Origin of the sequence: Sulfitobacter sp. HNIBRBA3233, from assembly GCF_040149665.1 — a bacterium.
Lineage (GTDB): Bacteria > Pseudomonadota > Alphaproteobacteria > Rhodobacterales > Rhodobacteraceae > Sulfitobacter > Sulfitobacter marinivivus.
In genome coordinates this window covers 2,223,905-2,249,946 of record NZ_JBEFLP010000001.1, presented here as the reverse complement: position 1 = coordinate 2,249,946, position 26,042 = coordinate 2,223,905, and the positions used below count along the sequence as shown (strand labels likewise).

Here is a 26,042-nt window from a genome sequence, read left to right as displayed (position 1 = left end):
CTGTCTACCCGACCGTTTCTATTCCGGAAAATTTGGTGCCCAGGAGAGGACTCGAACCTCCACACCGTTGCCAGTACTAGCACCTGAAGCTAGCGCGTCTACCATTCCGCCACCTGGGCACACCTTGTAACGGCAGCGTCTAAGGCGCGAATCCGGGCGTGTCAATTCAATTTCCGGCACGAAAGCGAAGTTCTTTTATCGCGCGGCCTCGCCTCTGTTTTGAGACTTGTCCGGAGGGCGTGGCAGGAGTACACCCGACCCGGAAAACCGACGGAGGACGCAACATGTCGCAACTGGTGACGATCTACGGCGGATCGGGGTTTGTCGGACGCTATATTGCACGGCGGATGGCAAAGGCCGGATGGCGCGTGCGCGTGGCCGTGCGGCGCCCGAACGAGGCTATTTTTGTAAAACCCTACGGCGTTGTCGGGCAGGTGGAGCCTGTCTTGTGCAACATCCGCGACGATGCATCGGTGGCCGCTGTCATGCATGGAGCGGATGCCGTCGTGAACTGCGTCGGTATTCTTGCGCCCAACGGGCGCAATACCTTTGACGCCGTACAGGCCGAAGGGCCGGAGCGGATTGCGCGGATCGCGGCCGAGCAGGGGATCACGCGCATGGTGCACGTCTCCGCCATCGGCGCGGATATGGACAGCGACAGCGACTACGCGCGCACCAAGGCCGAGGGAGAGGCGGGCGTTCTGAAGCACCAGCCCGACGCGATGATCCTGCGGCCCTCTATCGTGTTCGGCCCGGAGGACGAATTCTTCAACCGTTTTGCAGGAATGACGCGTGTGTCGCCCGTGCTGCCGGTGGTCGGGGCAAAAACGCTGTTCCAGCCGGTGTATGTGGATGATGTCGCGCGCGCGGCGGTGAAGGGCGTGACAGGCGATGCCTCGGGCGTCTTTGAACTGGGCGGACCGGCGGTCATGTCTTTCCGGCAGTTGATGGTGCAGATGCTTGATGTGATCCGGCGGCGCCGGTTGGTGCTGAACATCCCGTTCTGGGCCGCGCGCGTCATGGCCTTCGGGTTCGACATGCTTCAGGCCGTTACGTTCGGACTGGTGCGCAATGGCTTCATCACCCGCGATCAGGTGCGCAACCTGCGCCGGGACAATGTCGTCGCAGAAGGTGCGCAAGGCTTTGACGCGCTGGGGATCAAGCCTGTGGCGATGGCGTCCGTCCTGCCGGAATACCTGTGGCGGTTCCGCCCCTCGGGCCAATACGATGCGATCAAGGAATCGGCGCGAAACCTGCGTTCCAGCTGATGGAAAATACGACACTGGTCGCGGCTCTTCTGGGATTGCTCGAAGGGTTGACGGAATTCATCCCCGTATCGTCTACGGGTCACATCCTGCTTGCCGGTCATTTTCTGGGTTTCGACAGTGCGGGCAAGACCTTTGAGGTTGTGATCCAGCTGGGCGCGGTGCTGGCGATCCTGACGATCTACGCGCAAAGGCTGGTTTCGGTGTTTGCGGCTGCACCGCATGATCCGCAGGCCCGGCGGTTCATCCTGTCCGTTCTGGTCGCCTTTCTGCCCGCGGTTGTGATCGGGGTGCTGGCGCATGATTTCATCAAGACAGTCCTGTTCGAAACGCCGATGCTGATTGCCGTGATGCTGATCCTCGGGGGCATCGTGCTGGTTTTCGTCGACCGGATCGCGCCCGAACCCATTCACGAGGACGCGATGCGCCTGCCGCTGCCGATGGCGATCAAGATCGGGTTCATCCAGTGTCTCGCCATGGTGCCGGGCGTGTCGCGGTCCGGGGCGACGATCGTTGGCGCGCTGATGCTCGGCGCCAGCAAGCGGGCCGCGGCGGAGTTTTCGTTCTTTCTGTCGATGCCGACGATGGCGGGGGCATTCGCCTATGACCTGTTCAAGAATCGCGACGTGCTGGATGTGTCGGCCATGGGAGAGATCGCAGTGGGCTTTGCCATGGCCTTTGTCAGTGCGGTTTTCGTGGTGAAATGGCTTTTGGGCTATGTCAGCCGTCACGGGTACGCACTTTTTGGGTGGTGGCGGATTTTTGTGGGTGTCGTTGCATTAGCGTTTCTTATCAGTGGCTTTTGAAACATTAGGTCCGAATCGGATTTAAATATCGCGATTTAGGGGCTACTTTCTGCGGTGCGGCGAAAATAAACTGCTATATAGGTCAGTACTACTGCCTTTTATTTGTAAAGGTCTTGGGATATTGGGTGGCTTCCGGCTGAAATAAGGACGCGATCCATATGGCAAAGCAACCGATGTTGAAATTCACCAGCGTTGAACGGGACATGCCCGAAAAGCGCAGCGCAGACGCACGCCGCGAGGATTTCAACGAAATCTATGCAGAATATGCAGAAGCAAAGGCCAAGGAGCAGTCCAGCCGCTGTAGCCAGTGTGGCGTTCCCTACTGCCAGACGCATTGCCCGTTGCATAACAACATCCCCGACTGGCTGCGCCTGACTGCGGAAGGGCGTTTGCAGGAAGCCTACGAAGTCAGTCAGGCCACCAATACCTTCCCCGAGATTTGCGGCCGGATTTGCCCGCAGGATCGCCTGTGCGAAGGCAACTGCGTGATCGAGCAATCGGGCCATGGCACAGTGACAATCGGCTCCGTCGAAAAATACATCACCGACACCGCGTGGGAAGAAGGCTGGGTCCAGCCCATCGTTCCGGACGCCGAACGCTCCGAAAGCGTTGGCATCATTGGCGCGGGCCCCGGTGGATTGGCTGCCGCCGATTTCTTGCGGCGTGCCGGTGTACAGGTAACTGTCTATGACCGCTACGACCGCGCGGGTGGTTTGCTGACCTACGGCATTCCCGGCTTCAAGCTGGAAAAAGATGTCGTGATGCGCCGCAACGACCAGCTGGAAAAGGGCGGCGTGAAGTTCGAACTGAACTGCAACGTCGGAGTGGACATCTCTTTCGCGGACATCCGTGCAAAGCACGATGCGGTCATCATCGCGACGGGCGTCTACAAGAGCCGCGATTTGCAGGCACCCGGCGTGGGCGTGCCGGGTCTGGTCAAGGCGATCGATTTCCTGACCGTCAGTAACAAGAAAAGCTTCGGCGACGATGTGCCGGAATTCACCGACGGCAGCCTGAATGCCCACGGAAAGCGCGTTGTGGTGATCGGTGGGGGCGATACCGCCATGGACTGCGTGCGCACCTCGATCCGGCAGGGTGCTGAATCGGTCAAATGTCTTTACCGTCGTGACCGGGCAAACATGCCCGGCTCGCAGCGGGAAGTTCAGAACGCCGAGGAAGAAGGCGTGATCTTCGAATGGCTGACAGCGCCAAAGGGCTTCTCGGGCGATCCGGTCAGTGGCGTGATGGCGCAGCGTATGCGGCTCGGGCCACCGGATGCGACCGGCCGTCAGGCGCCCGAACTGATCGAAGGATCGGATTATGTAGAGGAAGCCGACCTGGTCATCATGGCGCTCGGGTTCGAACCCGAAGACCTGCCGACCCTTTGGGACTGCCCCGATCTGCCGGTCAACCGCTGGGGAACCGTGAAGGCGGACTATATCACCGGCAAGACCGAAGCCGATGGCGTCTATGCGGTGGGTGACATCGTGCGCGGCGCCTCGCTGGTGGTCTGGGCGATCAAGGACGGGCGCGATTGCGCAGAAGCGATCCTTGAAAGCTTCAGCGCAAAATCGGCCATCGCTGCGGAGTAACGGCTCCGCGGCCCTTGGTGGCAGGAGTTTTAGGCGGTGCAACCGGCCAAACGCCAGCTACCTTTACATGATGCCGGCGCTAGACCCCCAGGGATAGGCGTCGGCGGGGTCAACCACAGGCTGACCACACCATAGACAATCGCGCTCTTCGCGCCCCGACAGGAGACAGACAAATGACCAAGTATGATGACGCATGGGTGGCACGCGAAGAAGCCAAACGCGCCATGATGGCCGAAAAGGGCCTGTATTCTCCCGAAGAGGAGCATTCGTCCTGTGGCGTGGGTCTTGTCGTGAACATCGACGGGTCGCGGTCGCGCGAGGTGGTGGAAAACGGCATCAAGGCGCTCAAGGCGATCTGGCACCGTGGTGCTGTCGACGCGGACGGCAAAACCGGTGACGGCGCAGGCATCCACGTGCAGATTCCGGTGCCGTTCTTCTACGATCAGGTGCGGCGCACCGGGCATACCCCCCGCGAGGACGAGATGATCGCGGTCGGTCAGGTATTCCTGCCGCGCACCAACTTCGCGGCGCAGGAAACCTGCCGGACCATCGTAGAGACCGAAGTGCTGCGCATGGGGCACTATATCTACGGCTGGCGCCATGTGCCCGTGAACGTCGATTGTCTGGGCGAGAAAGCCAACGCCACGCGCCCGGAGATCGAACAGATCCTGATTTCCAACGCCAAGGGCGTGGACGAGGAAACATTCGAGCGCGAGCTTTACGTAATCCGCCGCCGGATCGAAAAGGCGGCCAATGCGGCACAGGTGCCCGGGCTTTACATCGCGTCGATGTCCTGCCGGTCTATCATCTACAAGGGCATGATGCTTGCCGAGCAGGTTGCCGAATTCTATCCCGACTTGATGGACGAACGGTTCGAGAGCGCCTTTGCCCTCTATCACCAGCGGTATTCGACCAACACGTTCCCGCAGTGGTGGCTGGCCCAGCCGTTCCGCATGCTGGCCCATAACGGCGAGATCAACACGCTCAAGGGCAACCTGAACTGGATGAAAAGCCACGAAATCCGCATGGCGTCCGATGCGTTCGGCGACATGGCCGAGGACATCAAGCCGATCGTCGCGCAGGGATCGTCGGACTCGGCGGCGCTCGATTCGGTTTTCGAGGTTCTGGTGCGTGCGGGCCGGTCCGCCCCGATGGCAAAAACGATGCTTGTGCCCGAAAGCTGGTCCAAGCAGCGGATCGAGCTGCCACAGGCGTGGCGCGACATGTATTCCTACTGCAACTCGGTGATGGAGCCGTGGGACGGTCCCGCCGCATTGGCTATGACCGACGGTCGCTGGGTCTGTGCGGGACTGGACCGCAACGGCCTGCGCCCGATGCGTTATGTCGTGACCAGCGACGGTATGCTGATTGCCGGGTCCGAAGCGGGGATGGTGCCCCTCGACGAAGCGCGCGTTGTGCGCAAGGGCGCCTTGGGTCCGGGGCAATTGCTGGCTGTCGATATGACCGAAGGCAAGCTTTACGGCGATACCGAGATCAAGGACAAACTGGCCGCGTCACGCCCCTTTGGCGACTGGGTCGGCAAGATCAACGAACTGGACGACGCGCTTGCCGGTGTGAAGGAAACACCGCTGTTCGAAGGTAACGAATTGCGCCGCCGTCAGGTCGCCGCCGGTTACACCATCGAAGAGCTTGAGCAGATCCTTGCGCCGATGGCCGAGGATGGCAAGGAAACGCTGGCGTCCATGGGCGACGACACACCGTCGGCGGTTCTGTCGAAGAAGTACCGCCCGCTGAGCCACTTCTTCCGCCAGAACTTCAGCCAGGTGACCAACCCGCCGATCGACAGCCTGCGCGAATTCCGCGTGATGAGCCTGAAGACGCGCTTTGGCAACCTCAAGAACGTGCTCGAAGAAAGCTCAAGCCAGACCGAAATCCTCGTGCTCGACAGCCCGTTCGTGGGCAATGCGCAATGGGATGAACTGGTGCGCAACTTCAACGCCGATTTGGTGAGCATCGACTGTACCTTCGCGCCCGGCGATAGCCTGAACAAGGCTTTGCGCCGTATCCGCGACGAAGCCGAGGATGCCGTGCGCTCCGGCGCGGGCCATATCGTGCTGACCGATCAGGAGTCGAACCGCGACCGTGTCGCGATGCCGATGATCCTTGCGACAAGCGCCGTGCACAGCCACCTGACCCGCAAAGGTCTGCGGACGTTCACATCGCTGAACGTGCGGTCCGCGGAATGTATCGACCCGCATTATTTCGCAGTGCTGATCGGCTGCGGTGCGACAGTGGTCAACGCCTATCTGGCCGAGGATTCGCTTGCTGACCGTATCAAACGCGGCCTTCTAGATAGCGACCTCACAACGGCTGTTGCGCGCTACCGTGAAGCGATCGATCAGGGCCTGCTCAAGATCATGGCCAAGATGGGCATCTCCGTGATTTCCTCCTACCGTGGCGGTCTCAACTTCGAGGCGGTGGGCCTGAGCCGCGCAATGGTCGCGGAGTATTTCCCCGGCATGACCAGCCGCATCAGCGGCATCGGTGTCAGTGGTATCCAGCGCAAGGCGGAAGAGGTGCACGCGCAGGGATGGGCCGGCAACGATACCGTTCTGCCGATCGGCGGTTTCTACAAGTCCCGCAAATCCGGCGAGACGCACGCATGGGAAGCGACCTCGATGCATATGATGCAGCAGGCTTGCAACCGGGCGTCCTACGAGATGTGGAAGCAGTATTCGGCCAAGATGCAGAGCAATCCGCCGATCCATCTGCGCGATCTGCTGGATTTCAAATCCATCGGTAAACCGGTCCCGATCGAGGAAGTGGAAAGCATCACGTCGATCCGCAAGCGTTTCGTGACGCCCGGCATGAGCCTCGGCGCGCTGAGCCCCGAAGCCCACAAGACCCTGAACGTCGCGATGAACCGCATCGGTGCGAAATCCGACAGCGGCGAGGGCGGCGAGGATCCGGCGCATTTCGTGCCTGAATCGAACGGTGACAATCCCTCGGCGAAGATCAAGCAGGTCGCCTCGGGGCGCTTTGGCGTGACGGCGGAATACCTCAACCAGTGCGAGGAACTGGAGATCAAGGTCGCGCAGGGGGCAAAGCCCGGCGAGGGCGGGCAGCTGCCGGGGATGAAGGTCACAGACCTGATCGCACGTCTGCGCCACTCGACACCGGGTGTGACGCTGATCTCGCCGCCGCCGCACCACGATATCTACTCGATCGAGGATCTGGCGCAGCTGATCTACGACCTGAAACAGATCAACCCGCGCTGCAAGGTAACGGTGAAGCTGGTGGCGTCTTCGGGCGTGGGCACCATCGCGGCGGGCGTTGCCAAGGCCAAGGCGGATATCATCCTGATCTCCGGTCATAACGGCGGGACGGGTGCGTCGCCTGCGACCTCGATCAAATACGCGGGTCTGCCGTGGGAAATGGGCCTGACCGAGGCGCATCAGGTCCTGTCGATGAACAACCTGCGCGACCGCGTAACCCTGCGCACCGATGGCGGTCTGCGCACCGGCCGCGATATCGTGATGGCCGCGATGCTGGGGGCCGAGGAATACGGTATCGGCACCGCGGCGCTGATCGCCATGGGCTGCATCATGGTGCGCCAGTGCCAGTCCAATACCTGCCCCGTCGGGGTCTGCACACAGGACGAGGCATTGCGCGACAAGTTCACCGGTAATGCCGACAAGGTGGTGAACCTGATCACCCATTACGCCACCGAGGTGCGCGAGATCCTTGCATCGCTCGGGGCGCGTAGCCTTGATGATGTGATCGGTCGCGCGGATCTGTTGGCGCAGGTGTCACGGGGGTCGGCGCATCTGGACGATCTGGATCTTAACCCGCTTCTGATCTCGGTCGATGGTGCGTTCGAGAACGTCTATGACCGCGACAAGCCACGCAACGCCGTTCTGGACACGCTCGACGCGCAGATCGTGCGCGACGCGGCGCGGTTCCTCGAAGACGGCGAGAAGATGCAGCTGTCCTACGCGGTGCAGAACACCCACCGGACCGTCGGCACGCGCGTCAGCAGCCATATCGTCAAACGCTTCGGCATGCGCAATGACCTGCAACCGGATCACCTGACGGTCAAACTGTCCGGGTCCGCCGGTCAGTCGCTCGGCGCTTTTGCGGCACCGGGGCTGAAGCTGGTCGTTGCAGGGGACGCGAACGACTACGTGGGCAAGGGCCTGTCGGGCGGGACCATCGTTGTCCGCCCCCAGATGGCCAGCACGATCGTGGCCTCCGAAAACACGATCATCGGCAACACCGTGTTGTACGGCGCGACCGAAGGCTATCTGTTCGCTGCCGGCCGCGCGGGAGAGCGCTTTGCCGTCCGCAACTCCGGTGCGAAAGTGGTGATCGAGGGCTGCGGCTCCAACGGTTGTGAATACATGACCGGTGGCGTTGCGGTGATATTGGGCGAGATCGGCGCGAACTTTGGCGCCGGGATGACCGGCGGGATGGCGTATCTCTACGATCCCGACGGGATGGCGCAGGACCTGATGAACCACGAAACGCTTGTGCATTGTCCGGTCACGGTCGCCCATTGGGAAGACCAGCTGAAGGCCCTGATCGAGCGGCACGTCGCCGAGACAGGCAGCCGGAAGGCCGCGGATATCTTGCAGCACTGGGACAGCGAGCGGGCGAATTTCCTGCAAATCTGCCCCAAGGAAATGCTGTCGCGTCTGCCCGCACCACTGGGCATCGAGGCAGAGGCGGTTCCGGCCGAGTAATGGAAAACCCGTGTCGGGCGCGGACCGCGCGTCATGCGCCCGACACGAAATGACCCTGCGCCGCGACACAATTCGGCGCATTTTAGGCAAATTGTTTCGACATTCTGAACGCAACAGCGTGAAGGAATGCGACGATGCCGACCACCTACAAGGACCAGTTCTACCGCGTAGATCCCGGTAACCCGCCCGCGCGCGGCACGCCCCTGACCGTTTTTCGCGCCGAGATGACGGATGTGAACGACAACGGGCTGATAGACGACAATGATGGCGATCTTTTCAACGGCCTCCTGATCACCAACGTCTGGGAAGGCGACACGCTGACGGTCCGCATTCCGGGCATAGGGAATGTCACCTACACCGGGACGACCTTCTACCTTTCCAACGGCGAGGCGGTGTTCACGCCGACGGACGGTCAAATTCTTCAAGATGGAGAGTTCCGCCGCGCCTCTGCCGTCACGGTCAGTACCGAGATGGATGTGGGAAGCCTTGGCCCGACCTGTTTCACGCCAGGCGCGCAGATCGCCGTGCCCGGCGGCACCCGCGCGATCGAGGATATCGCAATAGGCGATTTGGTCGAAACACTGGACAATGGCCCGCAACCGGTGCGCATGGTCCTGCGCGTCGATGCCCGCGCCTTCGAGAAATACGCCCCGATCGTGTTCGAGCGCGGCGCGCTGGGCAATGACCGCACCTTTGCCGTATCGCCCGAACACAGGATGCTGATCGGCGACTGGCGGGCAGCACTTTGGACCGGATGCGATGATGTGCTTGTCGCGGCAAAACATCTGGTCAACGGCACCACCGTCCGGCGTGTCGAAGGCGGCACTGTCACCTATCTGCATCTCGTGTTTGACGCCCACCAGATCGTCGTTGCGGACGATTGTCCGTCCGAGAGCTGCCTGCCCGGTGGCATCGCCGACGACCCGACAGATCCAAGCTATGCCGAGACCCTGTCGCTATTTCCCGATTTCGCCAAAAGCGTTGCGCATCCGCGCGCCGTCCGCACAGTGGCGCGCAAGGCCGAGGCGATTTGCCTGAACGCAGCCTGACCCCTGTACTTCGCGTGCAATCGCGATATCTCGGCTGTTATGAAGCTGTTTCTTTCCCTTATCCTGTCGTTGCTGCTTGCAGCCTGCGCCGGACATGCCCCCCGCACGGGGGATATCCTTGTCCTCGGGGATTCCGTGATGGCGTGGAACGGCAGCGAAAACGACGATATTGCGAACGTCATCGCCAACGATCTGGAAAGGTCCGTCTCTGCAGGGCCTGTTCCGGGCGCGATGTTCACCAACCCGTCGCGGGTTGCCGCGGCTGTCGGGTTCGATATCCGCGCCCAATATCCCGGTGGTCGCTGGAACTGGGTGGTTCTGAACGGTGGGGCAAACGATCTGGCGCTGGGCGACTGCGGATGCGGTGATTGCCGTGCAGAGGTGGACAGCCTGATTGCGCAGGACGCGCAAGGAGGGGCGATCCCGCAGTTCGTGGACCGGATCCTCGCCTCGGGGGCGCGGGTTCTTTGGATGGGGTATTATACCGCGCCGGGCTCGTCCTTCGTTGGTTGTACGGATGATTTCGAAGTGCTCGAAACACGCATAGAGCGCTATGTCGATAGCCGCGCGGGGGCGTATTTCTTTGACGGCGACACCGTGATCGACAAGGCAGACGCCTCGCTATTTGCAAGCGACGATACTCATCCCTCGCCGCGGGGCAGTGCCCTTCTGGGCACGGCGCTGGCAGATGTGATCCGCAGGCAGGAGGATCGTTCACAAAAACCGTGAGCGCGTCTATAGCTGGGCCATGGCCAAGCGTACCAGCACGAAAAAGAAACCCGAACCGAAGCCCGATCCTGCCCTTCTGCGGTTCAGCCGTGGATTGCGGCGGTATCTTTGGCGGTCGGTGGCGGCGGTCCTGCTGGTGGTTGCGGTTGCGGTTCTGCTGGGTCGTGTCGTCAATCCGCCGACCACGGCCTATATGTTCGGCGAAAGTCGCAGGCTGGGGGGTGTCGACCACCAATGGGTGCCGATGTCGGGCATCGCACCGGTCATGGCCCGTGCGGTCGTTGCGGCGGAGGATGCCAATTTCTGCGAACACTGGGGCTTTGACGTGGCGGCGATCAAGCTGGCCATCGCGGAAGGATCGAACCGCGGGGCTTCGACGCTCAGCCAGCAGACGGTCAAGAACGTCTATCTGTGGCACGGCCGCAGCTGGTTCCGCAAAGCACTGGAGGCGGGGATCACCCCTCTGGTTGAGGCCGTCTGGCCGAAGCGGCGCATACTCGAGGTCTATCTGAACGTGGCAGAGTTCGGCGAAGGCATCTTTGGCGTCGAAGCCGCGGCGCGCCATTACTTCGGGGTCGGACCGGAGGCGCTGTCGGAGCGTCAGGCGTCGCAACTGGCGGCGGTCCTGCCATCGCCGAAAACACGTTCGGCATCGCGGCCCACCGGATTTCTCCAGCGCAGGGCCGCACAAATCCGCTCAGGCGCCGCGACGATCGACGCCGACGGGCGCGCGGCCTGTTTCCAGAGTTGAATAATCCCCTTGGGCGATGCATTCAGGGTGGGTACCCCAAGTTTCGGAGCATCCATGGCCCGCCTTTTCCACGTCCCGCTGTCGCCCTATTGCCGCAAAGTCCGGCTGAGTCTTGCGGAGAAGAAGATCGAGGTCGAGCTGGTAGAGGAGAGGTATTGGGAAAAGGATCCCGATTTCATGCGGCGTAATCCGGCAGGCAAGGTGCCCGTGCTGCGCCTCGATGGCATCATGATGAGCGAAAGCGCCGCGATCTGCGAATATATCGAAGAGACACGGCCGGAGCCGTCCCTGCTGCCCAGCGATCCCGCGCAAAAGCTGGAGGTCCGGCGGCTGGTCAGCTGGTTCGACGACAAGTTCCATCATGAGGTGACCTCGAACCTGTTGTACGAGCGGGTGAACAAGAAGGTCATGAAATCAGGCTATCCCGACAGCAAGAACGTGAAAGCGGGTGCCAAGGCGATCAAGTTCCATCTGGGATACATGACATGGCTGCTGGACCAGCGGCGCTGGCTGGCGGGCGACGTGATGACGCTGGCGGATTTTGCGGCGGCGGCGCATCTTTCCGCGCTCGATTACATATCCGACGTGGATTGGAAAAGCTGCCCGGAGGTCAAGGACTGGTACGCCAAGATCAAGTCACGCCCTGCCTTCCGGTCGATCCTTGCGGACCAAGTGCCGGGTTTCCCGCCACCGAAGCATTACAATGACCTCGATTTCTGAGGGGGCGCTGTCCGTCGAACCGGTGGTTCGTGCTGCGCCTGCGGGCTTGAGTTTAAGGGCGAAATGAAGAAGGACCTGAAAGCGCGCCTTGTCGAGCGGGCGCTCGAGGAGGGGTTCGTGGCCGCCCGTATCTGCCGACCGGATGCGGTGCCCGAAGTGCCCGCCCGGCTGTCGGCGTTTCTGGCGCGCAAATACCACGGACAGATGTCGTGGATGGCCGAGCGTACCGCATGGCGGGGCGATCCACAGGCGCTCTGGCCCGATTGCCGGTCGGTGATCATGCTGGCTGAAAGCTACGCGCCCGAGGAAAACCCTCTGGACGTTCTGGAGCACCGTGAGGTGGGGGCGATATCGGTATACGCGCAGGGGCGCGATTACCACGACATCGTGAAAAAGCGTCTGAAACGGCTGGCGCGCTGGTTGATCGACGCCGCCGGGGAAGATCCGGAAGTCAAGGTATTCGTGGACACGGCACCGGTGCCGGAGAAGGCGCTGGGGCAGGCGGCCGGGTTGGGCTGGCAGGGAAAGCATACCAATCTTCTGAGCCGCGACTGGGGCAACTGGGCATTTCTGGGGTCTATCTTTACGACGCTGGATCTGGCGCCCGACGCGCCAGAGACAGACCATTGCGGGTCCTGCACCGCCTGTCAGGATATCTGCCCGACCGATGCCTTTCCCGCGCCTTACCAGCTGGACGCACGGCGCTGTATCTCATACCTGACGATCGAACACCGTGGCCCGGTCCCAGAGGATCTGCGCGGCAAGATGGGCAACCGGATCTATGGTTGTGACGACTGTCTGGCGGTTTGTCCCTGGAACAAGTTTGCCAAGGCGGCCAGCGACATGCGGTATCACGCAGGTGCCGGCGGCACGCTGGCCGAGCTTGCAGCGCTGGATGATGCAGCGTTCCGCGCGCGGTTCTCGGGGTCGGCGGTCAAACGGATCGGGCGCAACCGGTTCCTGCGCAACGTTCTCTATGCGATTGGAAACTCGGGCGAGGTGGCGCTGTTGGCGGTCGCGCAGGGCCATTGCGAGGATCCGGACGAAACGGTGGCGGACGCGGCCCGCTGGGCGGTTGCGCAGTTGAGGGAAGGCTAGGCCATGGCATTGCTGCTGGGTGTCGATACGGGCGGGACATATACGGATGCGGTCATCCTGCGAGACGAGGTCGAGGTCATCGCCTCGGCCAAGGCGCTGACGACACGCCACGATCTGGCGATCGGTGTCGGAGAGGCGGTGCGCGCGGTGCTGGAGCGATCCGGCACGTCTGCGGAGGAGATTTCACTGGCGTCGCTGTCCACGACACTGGCCACCAATGCGCTGGTCGAGGGGCAGGGCGGGCGCGTCGCCTTGATTTACATCGGGTTCCGCGAAAGGGATCTGGACGCGCACGGGCTGCGCGATGCGCTGAAAGGTGATCCGGCGATCACACTGGCGGGGGGGCACAACCACGCGGGGGCCGAGGCCGCGCCACTGGACGAGGTGGCATTGCGCGCGTTTCTCGAAGAGCATGCCGAAGGCATCGGCGGCTATGCCGTTGCCGCGCAATTCGCGACACGGAACCCGGCGCATGAATTGCGGGCCATGGCGCTGGTCGCCGAGATAACGGGGCGTCCGGTTTCGGCGTCACACCAGCTGTCGGCCAAGCTCAATGGTCCGCGGCGGGCCATGACGGCGGTGCTGAACGCGCGGCTCATTGGGATGATCGACCGGCTGATCGGGCGCGCGGAGGACCAGCTGGGAGAGATGGGGATCACCGCGCCGCTGATGGTGGTGCGCGGGGATGGGGCGCTGATCTCGGCCGGGCAGGCGCGCGAACGCCCGATTGAGACGATCCTGAGCGGGCCTGCGGCCTCGATCGTCGGGGCGCGCTGGCTGACAGGGGCCGAGAATGCGCTGGTCAGCGATATCGGCGGGACAACCACCGATGTGGCGCTGCTGCGCGGTGGGCGGCCCGCGATTGACCCGGCGGGGGCGCGTGTGGGCCCCTACCGCACGATGGTGGAGGCGGTCGCGATGCGCACCACCGGACTGGGCGGCGACAGCGAGGTTCATTTCCTGTCCGAAGGATTGCAGGGCGGCGTCAGCCTTGGTCCGCGCAGGGTGCTGCCGGTTTCATTGCTGGCAAGCGAGGCGCCGCAGGTCGTGCACGCCGCGCTGGACGCGCAGCTTCGGAACACGGTGCCGAACGAATATGACGCCGTGTTCGTTCGCGCCGTTCCGGGGCTGAGCCACGAGGGCCTCGGCCCGCGCGAGCGGGTTTTGCTGGAACGCATCGGCCCCATCGTTCATCCGCTGGGCGCGGTATTGCGCACACGGATCGAAAGCGGCGCGCTGTCGCGGCTGGTCTCGCGCGGGCTGGTGCAGATGGCGGGGGTCACACCGTCGGACGCAGCCCATGCGCTGGGCATGGCTGGGGCATGGGACAGGGAGGCCGCGGTCAAGGCGCTGTTGTTGCTGGGCCGCCGCAGAACCGGCGCGGGAGAGCGTCTGGCCACCACCGCCGAGGATATGGCGCGGATGGTGATCGACAGGCTGCACCGGCAGACCGAATTGGTCCTGCTCGAGGCCGCGATTGCCGAAGAGACACCGGCTTTTGCAGAAGACCCGGCGGTTCTGGCGCGGCATGTGCTGATGCAGCGCGGGTTGGGAGGGCACGAGGGCCTGCTGCGCCTGCAGACAGGGCTGGCGGTTCCGGTGATCGGGCTGGGTGCATCGGCCGCGACCTATTACCCGCCCGTCGGCGCGCGTCTGGGCTGCGAGATGATCCTGCCCGCGCACGGAGGGGTCGCCAATGCGATTGGCGCTGTTGTGGGCCGTGTCACCATGCGCGAAAGCGGCACGGTGACGGCACCGCGCGAGGGCCAGTTCCGGGTGCATCTGCCCGAGGGTCCGAAGGATTTTACGCAGGCAGATGATGCGCTTGACCACCTCGAATCCGTTTTGCGCGCCAGTGCGATTGCGGCGGCAGAGACCGCGGGCGCGGGGGATATCCAGATCAACGTGCACCGTGATGTGCGCACTGCCGGCGTGGAAGGCCGCGAGGTATTCGTCGAGGCAGAGATTACCGTCGAAGCCGCGGGCCGCCCGCGAGTGGCAGACTGAGCATCAGGGCTGGCGGGCCAGCGCCCTGCACTCTGCCTCGATCCGGGCGATATCGCTGACGGCCAGCAGCCATTGCAGCGGAATTCCCTTGTCGGTTCCCGCCCCGTGAGCGCATCCCAGAACCGCGCCTAGCATGATGGCGCGGCCCGCGCTGTCGCCACCGGCGCGGATATTGGTCTCTATCGCGGTGCGGTAGCTGTCGCTGCGTTTCAGGATGTGAAAGATCACCGGACCGGCCATCGGCAGATGGCAGGCGCGCCCGACGTCGCCCGCAAAGACCACGCTGTCGGGTTCATCCGTGTACAGCGCGTGTTCGAGCGCATCGCGGATGCTCCCGTCGGCGCGTGCGGCTGTGCTGTCCAGCGCCTGTTGCAGGTCACCGCCGCCGATCACCTGCGACAGAAGATCCGCGAAGGCTGCGCTATATGCTTCGGCCACGGGATTGATGTTTGTGACCCGCATCGCCGCGCGCCGCATGTCGTCGAAGTCCTCAGCGCCGGCATAGGCCCCGACGATGGCGGGCAAGGTCGACAGGGCCGGCAACTGGTCATCGTCTATGCCGGTCTCGTCCTCTTGGGCTGCGATCCTTTGCAATGCGCCGCGCGTCGGTTTGTCGATATAGCCGCTGAAACGACCACCGGCGCCGAAGTGGCCCGCGAAGGCCTGCCTGTAGGTCGCCGCGTCAATAAACCCGTCTGCGTCGATGAGAGTGCGCAGGCACAGCCGCAGGGTTTCGCCGTATTGCGTCAGCATTCCGGTGTCGCGGTCGCCATGGGCGAAGTATGCAGGCACGCCCTCGTAATGCGCAGGGTTGATCGGGACAAAGGCAGGTCGCCCGCCGTTGTTGCGGATGACATCGGCAATCCGGTCGGGGTCGTAGATCCAGTGCAGCCCGAGGGCGGCCGCGTCGGCGACGAAGGCGCCGAGCAACATATCGCGGATCATGGTGGCGCTCACCACATGCCCTCCGGCTTTGCGGAAAAGAAAAAGGCGCGCGTGGGGGCCGCGCGCCTTCTTGGTTCGGTTTTATTCGGCCGCGTCGCGCTTGGGCAGCACCCAGTCGGCACGGGGGAAGTGGCAGGTATAGCCATTCGGGATCCGCTCGAGATAGTCCTGATGCTCGGGTTCCGCTTCCCAGAAATCGCCGACGGGTTCGACTTCGGTCACGACCTTGCCGGGCCAGAGGCCGGAAGCCTCCACATCGGCGATGGTGTCGAGGGCGACCGCTTTCTGATCGTCATTTTCGTAATAGATCGCCGACCGATAGCTCATGCCGACATCGTTGCCTTGCCGGTTTACCGTGGTGGGGTCGTGGATCTGGAAGAAGAATTCCAGAAGCTGCCGGTAGCTGAGGACATCTGGATTGAAGATAACCTCGATCGCTTCGGCATGTGTGCCGTGATTGCGGTAGGTGGCGTTCGGCACATCGCCGCCGGAATAGCCGACGCGCGTGGATTTCACGCCGTCCATCTTGCGGATCAGATCCTGCATACCCCAAAAACAGCCACCGGCCAGTACTGCGCGTTCGTTGCTCATGCTGCGTCCTCCACTTGATTCAGATAATCGCCGTACCCTTCGGCCTCCATGTCATCGCGGTGGATGAACCGCAGCGACGCCGAGTTGATGCAATAGCGCAGGCCGCCGCGATCGCGGGGGCCGTCGGGAAAGACGTGGCCAAGGTGGCTGTCGCCGTGTTTGGACCGCACCTCGGTCCGGACCATGCCAAGGGACGTATCGCTCAGCTCCTCGATATAGGCAGGTTCGATCGGTTTGGTGAAGCTTGGCCAGCCGCAGCCGCTTTCGTATTTGTCGGCAGATGCGAACAGCGGCTCGCCGGAAACGATGTCCACGTAAATTCCCGGCTCCTTGTTGTTCAAAAGCTTGCCGGTGCCGGGACGCTCGGTGCCGCTTTCCTGTGTAACGTAATACTCTTCCGGCGACAGCGTCGCGATGACGTCCGGGTTTTTCTGGTAGTCTGGCATGGGTCTCTCCTTGCGCTTGGCTTGCCCTATTAGATGGGTCTTTGGCGCGGAAATCAAAGGGGTGTGGCGCTGCGCCGCGAAACTCTTTGTGAACCGTTCGCGTGGATCCTGCGTACCATTTGCAGGAGGGACACCATGCGTTCACTAATGACATTGATCGTGGCGTTCATTTGGAGCGGGGCCGTCGCCGCGGCACCGCTGGACGCCGTATTTGCATCGATTGACGGCGGCGAAATCCGGCTGCGCGATTATAGCGGGCAACCGGTGCTGGTGGTCAATACCGCCTCGCAATGTGCCTTTACCCGGCAATACGACGGTTTGCAGGCGCTCTATGACCGGTATCGCGATGCGGGGCTGGTTGTCTTGGCCATCCCCAGCGACGACTTCAATCAGGAACTCGACACCGCCGCCGAGGTGAAGGAATTCTGCGAGATCAACTTCAACCTCGATCTGCCGATGACCGATATGACCCATGTGCGCGGACCGCGTGCGCACGGCTTTTACCGCGATGTGGCAGCGCAAACCGGATTCGTGCCGCGCTGGAACTTCAACAAGGTGCTGATCGGCACCGAGGGCGAGATCATACAGACCTGGGGGTCGTCGGTGAGGCCGATGTCGCAGGCGATCACCGCAGAGATCGAAAAGGCCCTGAAGTGATGCGCTGACGGCGGGGTCAGACCCTGCGCGGCGACTGCCGTGACAGCTGCACCGCGAGGATACCCGCCGCGATGATGACAACGCCCAGCACGTCACGCGGCCCCAGCTGTTCGCCCAAGAGCACCGCCGCGATCAGCACCCCGAAGAACGGGTTGAGAAAGTGGAAGGTTGCCGCCTTTGTCGCGCCGATGCGTCCGACCAGCAGAAACCAGACGAATGTCGCAAGCAGACCCGGCACAAGGCAGGTATAGAGAAACGCCACGACAAGCCGTGGGGTGAAAGTGACCTGCGGTGTCTCGAACAGGAGTGTCGCGACGGCAAGGGCCACGAAGCCGACCAGCATCTGCAACCCGACAACCATCAACAGGTTCCCGCCGCTGCTGGCTCCGCGCACCGTCAGCGTCGCGATCGTCAGCGCCAGAACACCGATCACGCAGAGCAGCACGCCCATCATGTCCGCCCCGGCGCCGATCCGTGCGCCCATGATCAGGACAACGCCGACAAACCCCGCCACGAGGCCACCGATCCCCACGACGCCCAGCCGCTCGCCCTGAAATATCCACGCGGCGCATCCGACCATCAGCGGCATGGTTGACGCGATAATGGCGGCGAAAGATGCCTCGACGGTTTGCATGGCGACAAAGAAGAGACCCAGATAGACCGCATTTTGCAGAAAACCGAAAACGACGATCGCGCGCCACTGCGCGCGCGTCAGCGACCAGGTCTGTCCGAATGCCCGTGCAATCGCGATACCGATCAGACCCGACAGAAGGTATCGCGCAGCCAGTGCGAAAAGGGGCGTGGCATCAGCGACGATCATCCGCGCAGAGGTAAAGGCCGACGACCACATCAGCGCAAAGGCGAGACCCAAACCGATTGCCCGAATATCCATGCCCGCCTCACTCTCGTTTCGGGCAGACCATCGGTCAGATCGGGGCCGTGTGCAACGGGGCGTCAGGCTTTTTCGAAAACCAGCGAAAGCCGCGCACCGCCGTCGGTCAGGTCGTTGGTCAGCACACCGCCAAGGTTCGATGCGGCGGCCGCGACGATATTGCTGCCGATGCCGCTGATCCGGCAGGGTGCGGCGGGGGCAACGTCGGACCCGATCCCGTCATCGGTGGCTTGCAGGACAAGCTTGTCTTCGTCGGATGTGGCCAGCGTGATCGTGACCGTCCCGGTGCGTCCGCCCGGAAAGCCGTGCTTGATCGAATTGGCTATGAATTCGGAGAGGATGATCCCGATGTCGGTTGCCGCGCGCGCGGGCACGGAGGTATCCTCGCACTCAAGCCGCAATTTGATCCGTCCCGGCGTGGTCGTGCGCAGGCTTCCGATGACCTTTTCGAGATACTGCTTGATCGCGATGGTGCCGGAGGTCGATGTGCTTTGAAGTTGCTCGTGCAGCGCAGACATCGCTTCGATCCGGCGCTGAACGGCCTGCAAGGCGTCCTTGGCCGCTTCATCCTCGACCGCACGGGTGTAGAGCCGCACCAGCGATGACGTTGCCTGCAGCGAATTCTTGATCCGGTGATCCATTTCAGAGCGCAAGGTTTCTTCATTGCGCAGCGCCTGTTTCAGATCCATCTCTTTCATGACCTGATTGGCAAGCGTCCGGAGGCCCCGCCGCTGTGCCGACGTCAGACGGCGCGGTTTATAATCCAGCACGCAGAGCGTTCCTATCGCCAGACCGTCCCCCGCCATCAGCGGGACACCGGCGTAAAACAGCAGCGGCGTATCGCTGTGCAGCAGGGTGTTGCCGGCGGTGCGTGGATCGTTTCTGGTATCCTCGATCTCGACCAGATCGGAATGCAGGATCGCGTGGGCACAGACCGATTGCGCGATCGGCGTTTCGGTCAGATCCATACCGTGGCGCGCCTTGAACCACTGGCGTTCCTTGTCCACCAGCGACACCAGCGCGACAGGCACGTCGCACAGATCCGCGGCAAGCGAAACGATGTCGTCAAACCCCTTTTCCGGCTCGGTATCAAGGATATCCGTGCCGTAGAGTGTCTCAAGCCGCTGGTCGTTCTGGGGATGCTTGGGTGCGCGCACGTTGTATCTTATATGAGGAATTCAAATCCGAGATAGTCTATCCAGAAGTATGTTCAACAAAAAAGTGCACAATATCCCCACGTTGGCGGGCATTGGCCCGCAACAAGAAAAAAGGGCCGCACGTGGCGACCCTTTCTCATCGGTGAAATGCTGCGGAGATCAGCCGTTGACGCTGTCTTTCAGCGCTTTGGCGATGGTCATCTTGACGACCTTGTCCGCTTCTTTCTTGAACTGCTCGCCGGTGGCAGGGTTGCGCACCATACGCTCGGGGCGCTCGCGGCAGTAGATTTTGCCAACACCGGGAAGCGTCACGGCGCCGCCGCCAGAGACTTCTTTGGTGATCAGGTTGCAAACTGCTTCCAGCGCTGCGTTGGCGGATTTCTTGTCTGTGTCCATTTCCTCGGCCAGAGCGGCGACGAGCTGGGTTTTTGTCATTGGTTTGGTTGCCATTTGGTTTTTCTCCTTCGACCGCCCGAATGTTGGGCCTCACGCCGAGAATGTAACGGCATGTTGTGGACAAACACAACGAATAGTGGCGTCTTTTCCAACAATATATGGTGTTTTTTGCGTTTTTCCGCCTCTGCGGACCCCTAGAGGAAGGCTGTTTCCTCGAAAGAGCGCAGTTTTCGGCTGTGAATGCGCTCAAGAGGCATGTCCCGCAGCTGTTCCATTGCGCGGATTCCGATCATCAGATGCCTTGAAACCTGTGTTTTGTAGAAGTCCGAGGCCATGCCGGGCAGCTTCAGCTCACCGTGCAGCGGCTTGTCCGACACGCACAGCAACGTCCCGTAGGGGACGCGGAAACGGTAGCCGTTGGCGGCGATGGTCGCACTTTCCATATCCAGTGCGACGGCCCGCGACTGGCTGAGCCGCTGGACCGGACCGGACTGGTCGCGCAGCTCCCAGTTGCGGTTGTCGATGGTGGCGACAGTGCCCGTGCGCATCACGCGCTTCAGTTCGTACCCCTCCAGCCGCGTCACCTGCGCCACGGCGTTTTCCAGCGCGATCTGGATTTCGGCAAGGGCCGGGATCGGCACCCAGACGGGCAGATCGTCGTCCAGAACGTGATCCTCGCGCAGATAGGCGTGGGCCAGCACGAAATCGCCCAGGGCCTGGCTGTTGCGCAGTCCGGCGCAGTGGCCGACCATCAGCCACGCATGCGGCCGCAGCACGGCGATATGATCGGTCGCGGTTTTCGCGTTCGACGGGCCGACGCCGATATTGACCAGCGTGATGCCGGAGCCGTTCGCGCGCTTGAGATGATAGGTGGGCATCTGCGGTGTCTTGGGCGACGGGTTGAGCGGCGCATCTCCATCCGTGATTTCCTCGTCGCCGGTCGAGACGAAAGCGGTATAGCCGCTGTCGGGATCGCGAAGCATGGCGCGGGCGTATTCCTCGAACTCGGTCACGTAGAACTGGTAGTTGGTGAACAGGACGTGACACTGGAAATGGTCGGGGTCGGTGGCGGTGTAATGCGCCAGACGCGCCAGCGAATAATCGACCCTCTGGGCGGTAAAAGGCGCAAGCGGCTGGGTGCCGTCGAGCGGCTGATAGGTGCCGTTCACGATATCGTCGTTGGTGGTCGACAGGTCGGGTACATCGAACACATCGCGCAGGGTGAAATCGGCGGCCCCTTCCTGCGGGACGCTGACCCCTTCGTTTGTCGCGACTGCGAAATGGATCGGGATGGGCGTGTCGGACGGGCCGATGCTGACCGGTTGGGCGTGGTTCTCGATCAACAGGCCGATCTGCTGGATCAGGTAGTTGCGGAATAGATCGGGCCGCGTGATCGTTGCGGAATAAGTGCCGGGGCTGGACACATGCCCGAAGCTGAGCCGCGTATCCACATGCGCAAAGGTCGAGGTGGTGAAACGCACCTCGGGATAGAAGGCCCGGATCCGGGTCTGCGGGGGGCCGCCATCCATCGCTGCCTGGAAATGTTTGCGCAAGAAACCGACCGCTTCGTCGTAAAGAGCGGTCAGCCGGTCAACGGCTGCTGTCGCGTCGCTGAACTCTTCCGGTTTGGGCGCGTTCGGGGACAGGATTTGGGTCATTCGTTGGGTTCCAGAACTGGAATGAAGTTGAAGGTGCGCACGTCTACGAGCCCCAGATCAGAGATGCGCAGCTCGGGGATCACCACAAGGGCGAGCAGGGAGTGCTGCATATAGGCGTTGTTGAGCGTGCATCCGCATGCCCGCATCGCGGACATCATCTGGTCGGTCTTCGCGGCGACCTCGGCGGCGGGGCTGTCGGACATCAGGCCCGCAATGGGCAGGTCGATGGTGGCAAGTTCCGCACCGTCGCGGAAGATCGTGATGCCGCCGCCCAATGCGCGCAGATGATTGGCGGCCAGCGCCATTTGCTCGCTGTCGGTGCCGACCACGATCATGTGGTGGCTGTCATGCGCCACGGTGGAGGCCATGGCCATCCGGCCCTCGTAGCCAAAGCCCGAGACGAAGGCGTTGACCACACCGCCGGTGGCGCGGTGACGCTCCACGAGTGCGATCTGGGCGACTTCGCCGGAGGGCTGCACCCGACCTTCGGTCACCGCAAGCTCGAATTGCAGGGCCTTGGTAGGGGCCTGATTTTCGACAATCCCGATGACGTTCGCCTTTACGGCGTTGGCGCCCTCTGGGGCGGCGATGGCGAAATCATCCGCCGACAGGTCGCGCGCCATGTTGACCGTCTGGCGCGCGGAGGCGGGCCAGTCGTAGTGCGGGCAATCGACAAGGCAGGTGCCGTCCTGCGCCACGATCTGCCCGCGCGCGATCACCGTTTCAATCGGCAGGGTTTTCAGGTCGGAGGTCAGGATCACATCGGCGCGCCGTCCCGGGGTGATCGAACCCAGCTCGCGTTCCAGCCCGAAATGGGTGGCGGTGTTGATCGTCGCCATCTGCAGGGCAACCAACGGATCACAGCCGCAGTCGATGGCATGGCGGACCACGCGGTTCATATGCCCGTCGTTCACCAAGGTCCCCGAGTGGCAGTCATCCGTGCACAGAATCATGTTGCGCGGGTCCAGCCCCTTTTCCGTGATCGCGGTGATCTGGCTTTCGACATCGTACCACGCTGATCCCAGCCGGATCATCGACCGCATCCCCTGGCGCATCCGCGCGATGGCATCCGCTTCGCAGGTGCCTTCGTGGTCGTCCGCCGGCCCGCCCGCCACATAGGCAGCGAAGGCCGGCCCCAGATCGGGCGAGGCATAGTGTCCGCCGACAGTCTTGCCCGCGACCTGCGTCGCCGCGATTTCCGCCAGCATCTGCGTGTCGGCGTTGGATACACCGGGAAAGTTCATCATCTCGCCCAGACCGATGATGCCGGGCCAGCCCATCGCCTCGGCAACATCCTCTGCCGTGATCTCATACCCTGTTGTCTCCATCCCCGGCGCGGAGGGCGCGCAGGAGGGCATCTGGGTGAAGATATTGTTCGGCTGCATCAACGCTTCGTCGTGCATCATGCGCACACCGGCAAGGCCCAGCACATTTGCGATTTCGTGCGGGTCGGTGAACATGGTCGTTGTGCCGTGGGGGATCACAGCGCGGGCGAACTCCGCCGGTGTCAGCATGCCGCTTTCGATGTGCATGTGCCCGTCCAGAAGGCCGGGGATCATATAGCGGCCAGCGGCCTCGATGACCTCGGTGTCCGCACCGCGGCAGTGATCGGCGGAGGGCCCGACAAAGGCGATGCGCCCCCGGGCGATAGCGATGTCGTGGTCGGGCAGGGTTTCGCGGGTATGCACATTGACCCAGATGCCGCCCGTAATGATCGTATCGGCGGGGCTGCGCCCGGCGGCCACATTCACCAGATCGGCAGCTACATCGGGCCAGGAGGGGAAAGTTTCTTGCGTCATGGTCCTTGGTGGCACAGGGTTTTGGCAGGTTCAAGCGGGAGAGGGCAATGGACTACGATACCGTAGGGGCACAGGCCTTCGGCGCCAGATTGCGGGGCATCGGGCTCAATCTGCTGGTGCGCGATGTGCTGGCGCAGGTCGCCTTCCTCGAGCGCGTGTTTGACATGCGCGGTCATCAGGCGACGCAGGATTTCGCCATCGTGGCCTACGGCGATCAGGTATTCCAGATCCACAGCGACGGCACCTATCATTCGAACCCCCTCCTGACGCTGCTGCCCGAGACCCCGCCGCGCGGCGCAGGCATCGAGATCAGGTTATACGAAAGCGATCCTGAAGCGGCCTGTGCGCGTGCCGAGGATGCGGGTGGAACGATCCTGCAACCGCCTGCGGATAAACCGCATGGCCTGCGCGAGGCCTATATATTGTGCCGGAACGGATACGCGTGGGTGCCGAGCCGCCCATTGTGAAAACCTGTCGCGCATGGGGTGGACCTTGTCGCGCAGAGATGATGGTCTGAGGGCCAGAACGGGAGAGACTTATGAGCGTGACAAAGTTGAAAGCGAATATGGACCACTGGCAGGAGCGGGTGGATTTGGCAGCGGCATTCCGCTGGACCGCCCGCCTCGATATGCACGAGGGGGTCGCGAACCATTTCAGTCTGGCGGTGAACGACGACGGGACGCAGTTCCTGATGAACCCCAATCAGGTGCATTTCAGCCGGATCAAGGCATCGGACCTGTTGCTGATAGATGCGAATGATCCCGACACGCTGAAAGGGCCGAACGCTCCGGACCCGACAGCATGGGGTCTGCATGGCGGCGTGCATCGTGCCTGCGGCCACGCGCGCTGCGTGATGCATGTCCATTCGATCTTTGCGACCGTACTGGCAAGCCTGCAGGACAGCCGGCTGCCGCCGATCGACCAGAACTGCTGCACTTTCTTCGACCGCGTGGTGATCGACGAGGAATACGGCGGCCTTGCCTTCGAGGACGAGGGCGCGCGCTGCGCGGCCCTGCTGACCGATCCCAAGCAGAAGGTGATGGTCATGGGGTCCCACGGGGTCATGGTGATCGGCGATACCGTCGCCGAGACGTTCAACCGTCTCTATTATTTCGAACGCGCGGCCGAGACCTATATCCGGGCGCTGCAAACCGGTCTGCCCCTGCGCCGTATCCCCGATGATATCGCAGAGAAAACAGCGCGGGAACTGGAAGAATATCCCGAACAGGACGCACGCCATCTGGCCGAGCTTAAGGCGATTCTCGACACCGAAGGATCGGATTATGCGGCCTGACCCGACGGGCCAGCCCCCTGTCGATGACCTGAAGCGCTGGAAAAGCACGCGCCGCCTGTGGCGGCGAACGGGTGGGGCCTGATCCGCCCCACCCCACAGCTTTTCCAAGGACGCCCCCATGACAAACTACGGATTGACCGAAGAACACGGCATGATTGCCGACACCGTACGCACATTCGTCGAAAAAGAAATCTATCCCCATGAAGCGCTGGTCGAACGTACCGGTGAGGTCCCGCAGGAGATCGCCGACGAGATCAAGCGCAAGACCATCGAGTTGGGCTTTTACGCCTGCAATTTTCCCGAAAGCGTCGGCTGCGCGGGGCTGAGCCATCTGGAATTCGCACTGGTCGAACGGGAACTGGGGCGCGGGTCCATGGCGCTTAACCATTTCTTCGGGCGGCCCCAGAACATCCTGATGGCCTGCGAAGGCGAGCAGATAGACCGATATCTGATGCCCGCGGTGCGCGGCGACCGCATGGACGCGCTGGCGATGACCGAACCCGGTGCCGGATCGGATGTGCGCGGCATGAAATGCGCTGCCGTCCGTGATGGCGGCGACTGGATCGTCAACGGGACCAAGCACTTCATTTCCGGCGCCGACCACGCGGATTTCGTGATCGTGTTCATCGCCACCGGCGAGGACCAGACACCGAAAGGGCCGAAGAAAAGGATCACCGCCTTTCTCGTAGATCGCGGCACGCCAGGATTCACCATCCGTGACGGGTATAAATCGGTCAGCCACCGTGGCTACAAGAACATGATCCTCGAATTTGACGATTGCCGCCTGCCGGATGCGCAGGTTCTGGGCGAGGTCGATGGCGGTTTCGAGGTGATGAACACGTGGCTCTACGCCACGCGGATCACGGTTGCCACCATGAGCGTCGGCCGCGCGCGCCGCGTCTTCGACTACGCGCTCGGCTACGCCGCCGAGCGGCGCCAGTTCGGCCAGCAGATCGGAAAATTTCAGGGCGTGTCCTTCCAGATCGCCGATATGATCACCGAAATCGATGCGGCAGACCTGCTGACGCTTGCCGCGGCGGACCGTTTGGACAAGGGGCTGCCCGCGAACCGCGAAATCGCGTCGGCCAAGCTTTATGCGTCGGAGATGCTCGCGCGGGTTACGGATGCTGCGATCCAGATTCACGGTGGCATGGGGCTGATGGACGACTATCCGCTGGAACGGTTCTGGCGCGATGCGCGGGTCGAGCGGATCTGGGACGGCACAAGCGAGATCCAGCGACATATCATCAGCCGCGATCTTCTCCGGGCGCTGGGCGCGTGAGGCGGCATCGCGCGGGGTGCCAGCCGGCCCTCGGCCTGAGGGCAGGCGGTACCGGAAAATACAGGGCCGACAGCGATAGCCGGCGCGGCATAGGCAGGGGCTCGAGGAGCAAACCACCGCGTTGCTCCTTGGCGCGGCCCACGGCTCTCTGGCAGGCGTATCTTGCGCCGGTGTTTGTCCGTGAAGCGATACCTCGTCCGGCCAC

General features: G+C 62.6%; 22 protein-coding genes and 1 tRNA gene. 14 read left to right on the top strand and 9 right to left on the bottom strand.

Annotated features, from left to right (window positions below):
• Positions 1-33: 33 nt before the first annotated feature.
• Positions 34-119: transfer RNA gene (locus ABMC89_RS11065), tRNA-Leu, on the bottom strand.
• A 165-nt stretch (positions 120-284) separates the two neighbouring features.
• Here ABMC89_RS11065 and ABMC89_RS11060 point away from each other — a divergent pair.
• From ABMC89_RS11060 to ABMC89_RS11015, 10 genes are all read left to right on the top strand, one after another.
• A complete protein-coding gene (locus ABMC89_RS11060; RefSeq protein ID WP_349567985.1) occupies positions 285-1,268 on the top strand; it encodes a complex I NDUFA9 subunit family protein in 984 nt (327 codons plus the stop codon).
• Positions 1,265-2,071 carry an undecaprenyl-diphosphate phosphatase gene (locus ABMC89_RS11055; RefSeq protein ID WP_349568602.1) on the top strand — a complete coding sequence of 269 codons (807 nt, stop codon included), beginning with the start codon at positions 1,265-1,267 and terminating at the stop codon, positions 2,069-2,071. The genes ABMC89_RS11060 and ABMC89_RS11055 overlap by 4 nt, the downstream gene beginning before the upstream one ends.
• 158 nt (positions 2,072-2,229) lie before the next feature.
• The gene (locus ABMC89_RS11050; protein ID WP_349567984.1) at positions 2,230-3,663 is read left to right on the top strand and encodes an NAD(P)-dependent oxidoreductase; all 1,434 of its coding nucleotides are present in this window, start codon (positions 2,230-2,232) and stop codon (positions 3,661-3,663) included.
• Positions 3,664-3,836: 173 nt separating this feature from the next.
• On the top strand, positions 3,837-8,366 hold the full coding sequence (gene gltB, locus ABMC89_RS11045) for a glutamate synthase large subunit (protein WP_349567983.1): 4,530 nt from the start codon (positions 3,837-3,839) through the stop codon (positions 8,364-8,366).
• A 134-nt stretch (positions 8,367-8,500) separates the two neighbouring features.
• Complete coding sequence (locus ABMC89_RS11040; protein WP_349567982.1) at positions 8,501-9,415, top strand: Hint domain-containing protein; 915 nt, start codon at positions 8,501-8,503, stop codon at positions 9,413-9,415.
• Positions 9,416-9,454: 39 nt separating this feature from the next.
• Positions 9,455-10,144, top strand: coding sequence for an SGNH/GDSL hydrolase family protein (locus ABMC89_RS11035; RefSeq protein WP_349567981.1), 690 nt, complete (start codon positions 9,455-9,457; stop codon positions 10,142-10,144).
• A gap of 19 nt (positions 10,145-10,163) precedes the next feature.
• Positions 10,164-10,895, top strand: a complete 732-nt coding sequence (gene mtgA / locus ABMC89_RS11030) for a monofunctional biosynthetic peptidoglycan transglycosylase (protein ID WP_349567980.1) — start codon at positions 10,164-10,166, stop codon at positions 10,893-10,895.
• Between the two features lie 54 nt (positions 10,896-10,949).
• The gene (fzlA, locus tag ABMC89_RS11025) at positions 10,950-11,615 is read left to right on the top strand and encodes an FtsZ-binding protein FzlA (protein WP_349567979.1); all 666 of its coding nucleotides are present in this window, start codon (positions 10,950-10,952) and stop codon (positions 11,613-11,615) included.
• A gap of 63 nt (positions 11,616-11,678) precedes the next feature.
• Positions 11,679-12,713 (top strand): tRNA epoxyqueuosine(34) reductase QueG, encoded by a 1,035-nt coding sequence (gene queG / locus ABMC89_RS11020; RefSeq protein ID WP_349567978.1) that lies wholly within the window; start codon positions 11,679-11,681, stop codon positions 12,711-12,713.
• 3 nt (positions 12,714-12,716) lie between these two features.
• Positions 12,717-14,720, top strand: coding sequence for a hydantoinase/oxoprolinase N-terminal domain-containing protein (locus tag ABMC89_RS11015; protein ID WP_349567977.1), 2,004 nt, complete (start codon positions 12,717-12,719; stop codon positions 14,718-14,720).
• Positions 14,721-14,723: 3 nt separating this feature from the next.
• On the opposite strand, the gene ABMC89_RS11010 is transcribed toward ABMC89_RS11015, so the two are convergent.
• From ABMC89_RS11010 to msrB, 3 genes are all read right to left on the bottom strand, one after another.
• On the bottom strand, positions 14,724-15,677 hold the full coding sequence (locus ABMC89_RS11010) for an ADP-ribosylglycohydrolase family protein (RefSeq protein WP_349567976.1): 954 nt from the start codon (positions 15,675-15,677) through the stop codon (positions 14,724-14,726).
• Positions 15,678-15,746: 69 nt separating this feature from the next.
• The gene (gene msrA / locus ABMC89_RS11005) at positions 15,747-16,256 is read right to left on the bottom strand and encodes a peptide-methionine (S)-S-oxide reductase MsrA (RefSeq protein WP_349567975.1); all 510 of its coding nucleotides are present in this window, start codon (positions 16,254-16,256) and stop codon (positions 15,747-15,749) included.
• On the bottom strand, positions 16,253-16,702 hold the full coding sequence (gene msrB / locus ABMC89_RS11000) for a peptide-methionine (R)-S-oxide reductase MsrB (protein ID WP_349567974.1): 450 nt from the start codon (positions 16,700-16,702) through the stop codon (positions 16,253-16,255). The genes msrA and msrB overlap by 4 nt, the downstream gene beginning before the upstream one ends.
• Positions 16,703-16,837: 135 nt before the next feature.
• Here msrB and ABMC89_RS10995 point away from each other — a divergent pair, with 135 nt between their 5' ends.
• A complete protein-coding gene (locus ABMC89_RS10995; RefSeq protein WP_349567973.1) occupies positions 16,838-17,359 on the top strand; it encodes a glutathione peroxidase in 522 nt (173 codons plus the stop codon).
• A gap of 16 nt (positions 17,360-17,375) precedes the next feature.
• Here the strand turns inward: ABMC89_RS10995 and ABMC89_RS10990 are convergent, their stop codons facing one another.
• The 5 genes from ABMC89_RS10990 to ade all read right to left on the bottom strand — a co-directional run bounded on the left by ABMC89_RS10990 (position 17,376) and on the right by ade (position 23,261).
• A complete protein-coding gene (locus ABMC89_RS10990; protein ID WP_349567972.1) occupies positions 17,376-18,251 on the bottom strand; it encodes a DMT family transporter in 876 nt (291 codons plus the stop codon).
• 62 nt (positions 18,252-18,313) lie between these two features.
• The gene (locus ABMC89_RS10985) at positions 18,314-19,408 is read right to left on the bottom strand and encodes a histidine kinase dimerization/phosphoacceptor domain -containing protein (RefSeq protein ID WP_349567971.1); all 1,095 of its coding nucleotides are present in this window, start codon (positions 19,406-19,408) and stop codon (positions 18,314-18,316) included.
• 159 nt (positions 19,409-19,567) lie between these two features.
• A complete protein-coding gene (locus ABMC89_RS10980) occupies positions 19,568-19,858 on the bottom strand; it encodes an HU family DNA-binding protein (RefSeq protein WP_349567970.1) in 291 nt (96 codons plus the stop codon).
• 140 nt (positions 19,859-19,998) lie between these two features.
• Positions 19,999-21,462 (bottom strand): AMP nucleosidase, encoded by a 1,464-nt coding sequence (locus tag ABMC89_RS10975; protein WP_349567969.1) that lies wholly within the window; start codon positions 21,460-21,462, stop codon positions 19,999-20,001.
• Positions 21,459-23,261, bottom strand: coding sequence for an adenine deaminase (ade, locus tag ABMC89_RS10970; RefSeq protein ID WP_349567968.1), 1,803 nt, complete (start codon positions 23,259-23,261; stop codon positions 21,459-21,461). Before ade ends, ABMC89_RS10975 begins: the two co-directional genes overlap by 4 nt.
• A gap of 47 nt (positions 23,262-23,308) precedes the next feature.
• On the opposite strand from ade, the gene ABMC89_RS10965 reads away from it, so the two are divergent.
• The 3 genes from ABMC89_RS10965 (at position 23,309) to ABMC89_RS10955 (ending at position 25,837) form a co-directional block, all read left to right on the top strand.
• Positions 23,309-23,728, top strand: coding sequence for a VOC family protein (locus tag ABMC89_RS10965; protein ID WP_349567967.1), 420 nt, complete (start codon positions 23,309-23,311; stop codon positions 23,726-23,728).
• 71 nt (positions 23,729-23,799) lie between these two features.
• Positions 23,800-24,555 carry a class II aldolase and adducin N-terminal domain-containing protein gene (locus ABMC89_RS10960; RefSeq protein WP_349567966.1) on the top strand — a complete coding sequence of 252 codons (756 nt, stop codon included), beginning with the start codon at positions 23,800-23,802 and terminating at the stop codon, positions 24,553-24,555.
• Positions 24,556-24,673: 118 nt separating this feature from the next.
• Positions 24,674-25,837, top strand: a complete 1,164-nt coding sequence (locus ABMC89_RS10955) for an acyl-CoA dehydrogenase family protein (protein WP_349567965.1) — start codon at positions 24,674-24,676, stop codon at positions 25,835-25,837.
• Positions 25,838-26,042: the final 205 nt, after the last annotated feature.

Bases quoted from the DNA above. Each gene is read 5' to 3' on its own strand.
- ABMC89_RS11060 (WP_349567985.1), top strand. From the start codon at position 285: ATGTCGCAACTGGTGACGATCTACGGCGGATCGGGGTTTGTCGGACGC.
- ABMC89_RS11050 (WP_349567984.1), top strand. From the start codon at position 2,230: ATGGCAAAGCAACCGATGTTGAAATTCACCAGCGTTGAACGGGACATG.
- gltB (WP_349567983.1), top strand. From the start codon at position 3,837: ATGACCAAGTATGATGACGCATGGGTGGCACGCGAAGAAGCCAAACGC.
- ABMC89_RS11040 (WP_349567982.1), top strand. From the start codon at position 8,501: ATGCCGACCACCTACAAGGACCAGTTCTACCGCGTAGATCCCGGTAAC.
- ABMC89_RS11035 (WP_349567981.1), top strand. From the start codon at position 9,455: ATGAAGCTGTTTCTTTCCCTTATCCTGTCGTTGCTGCTTGCAGCCTGC.
- mtgA (WP_349567980.1), top strand. From the start codon at position 10,164: ATGGCCAAGCGTACCAGCACGAAAAAGAAACCCGAACCGAAGCCCGAT.
- fzlA (WP_349567979.1), top strand. From the start codon at position 10,950: ATGGCCCGCCTTTTCCACGTCCCGCTGTCGCCCTATTGCCGCAAAGTC.
- queG (WP_349567978.1), top strand. From the start codon at position 11,679: ATGAAGAAGGACCTGAAAGCGCGCCTTGTCGAGCGGGCGCTCGAGGAG.
- ABMC89_RS11015 (WP_349567977.1), top strand. From the start codon at position 12,717: ATGGCATTGCTGCTGGGTGTCGATACGGGCGGGACATATACGGATGCG.
- msrA (WP_349567975.1), bottom strand. From the start codon at position 16,256: ATGAGCAACGAACGCGCAGTACTGGCCGGTGGCTGTTTTTGGGGTATG.
- msrB (WP_349567974.1), bottom strand. From the start codon at position 16,702: ATGCCAGACTACCAGAAAAACCCGGACGTCATCGCGACGCTGTCGCCG.
- ABMC89_RS10995 (WP_349567973.1), top strand. From the start codon at position 16,838: ATGCGTTCACTAATGACATTGATCGTGGCGTTCATTTGGAGCGGGGCC.
- ABMC89_RS10990 (WP_349567972.1), bottom strand. From the start codon at position 18,251: ATGGATATTCGGGCAATCGGTTTGGGTCTCGCCTTTGCGCTGATGTGG.
- ABMC89_RS10980 (WP_349567970.1), bottom strand. From the start codon at position 19,858: ATGGCAACCAAACCAATGACAAAAACCCAGCTCGTCGCCGCTCTGGCC.
- ABMC89_RS10975 (WP_349567969.1), bottom strand. From the start codon at position 21,462: ATGACCCAAATCCTGTCCCCGAACGCGCCCAAACCGGAAGAGTTCAGC.
- ade (WP_349567968.1), bottom strand. From the start codon at position 23,261: ATGACGCAAGAAACTTTCCCCTCCTGGCCCGATGTAGCTGCCGATCTG.
- ABMC89_RS10965 (WP_349567967.1), top strand. From the start codon at position 23,309: ATGGACTACGATACCGTAGGGGCACAGGCCTTCGGCGCCAGATTGCGG.
- ABMC89_RS10960 (WP_349567966.1), top strand. From the start codon at position 23,800: ATGAGCGTGACAAAGTTGAAAGCGAATATGGACCACTGGCAGGAGCGG.
- ABMC89_RS10955 (WP_349567965.1), top strand. From the start codon at position 24,674: ATGACAAACTACGGATTGACCGAAGAACACGGCATGATTGCCGACACC.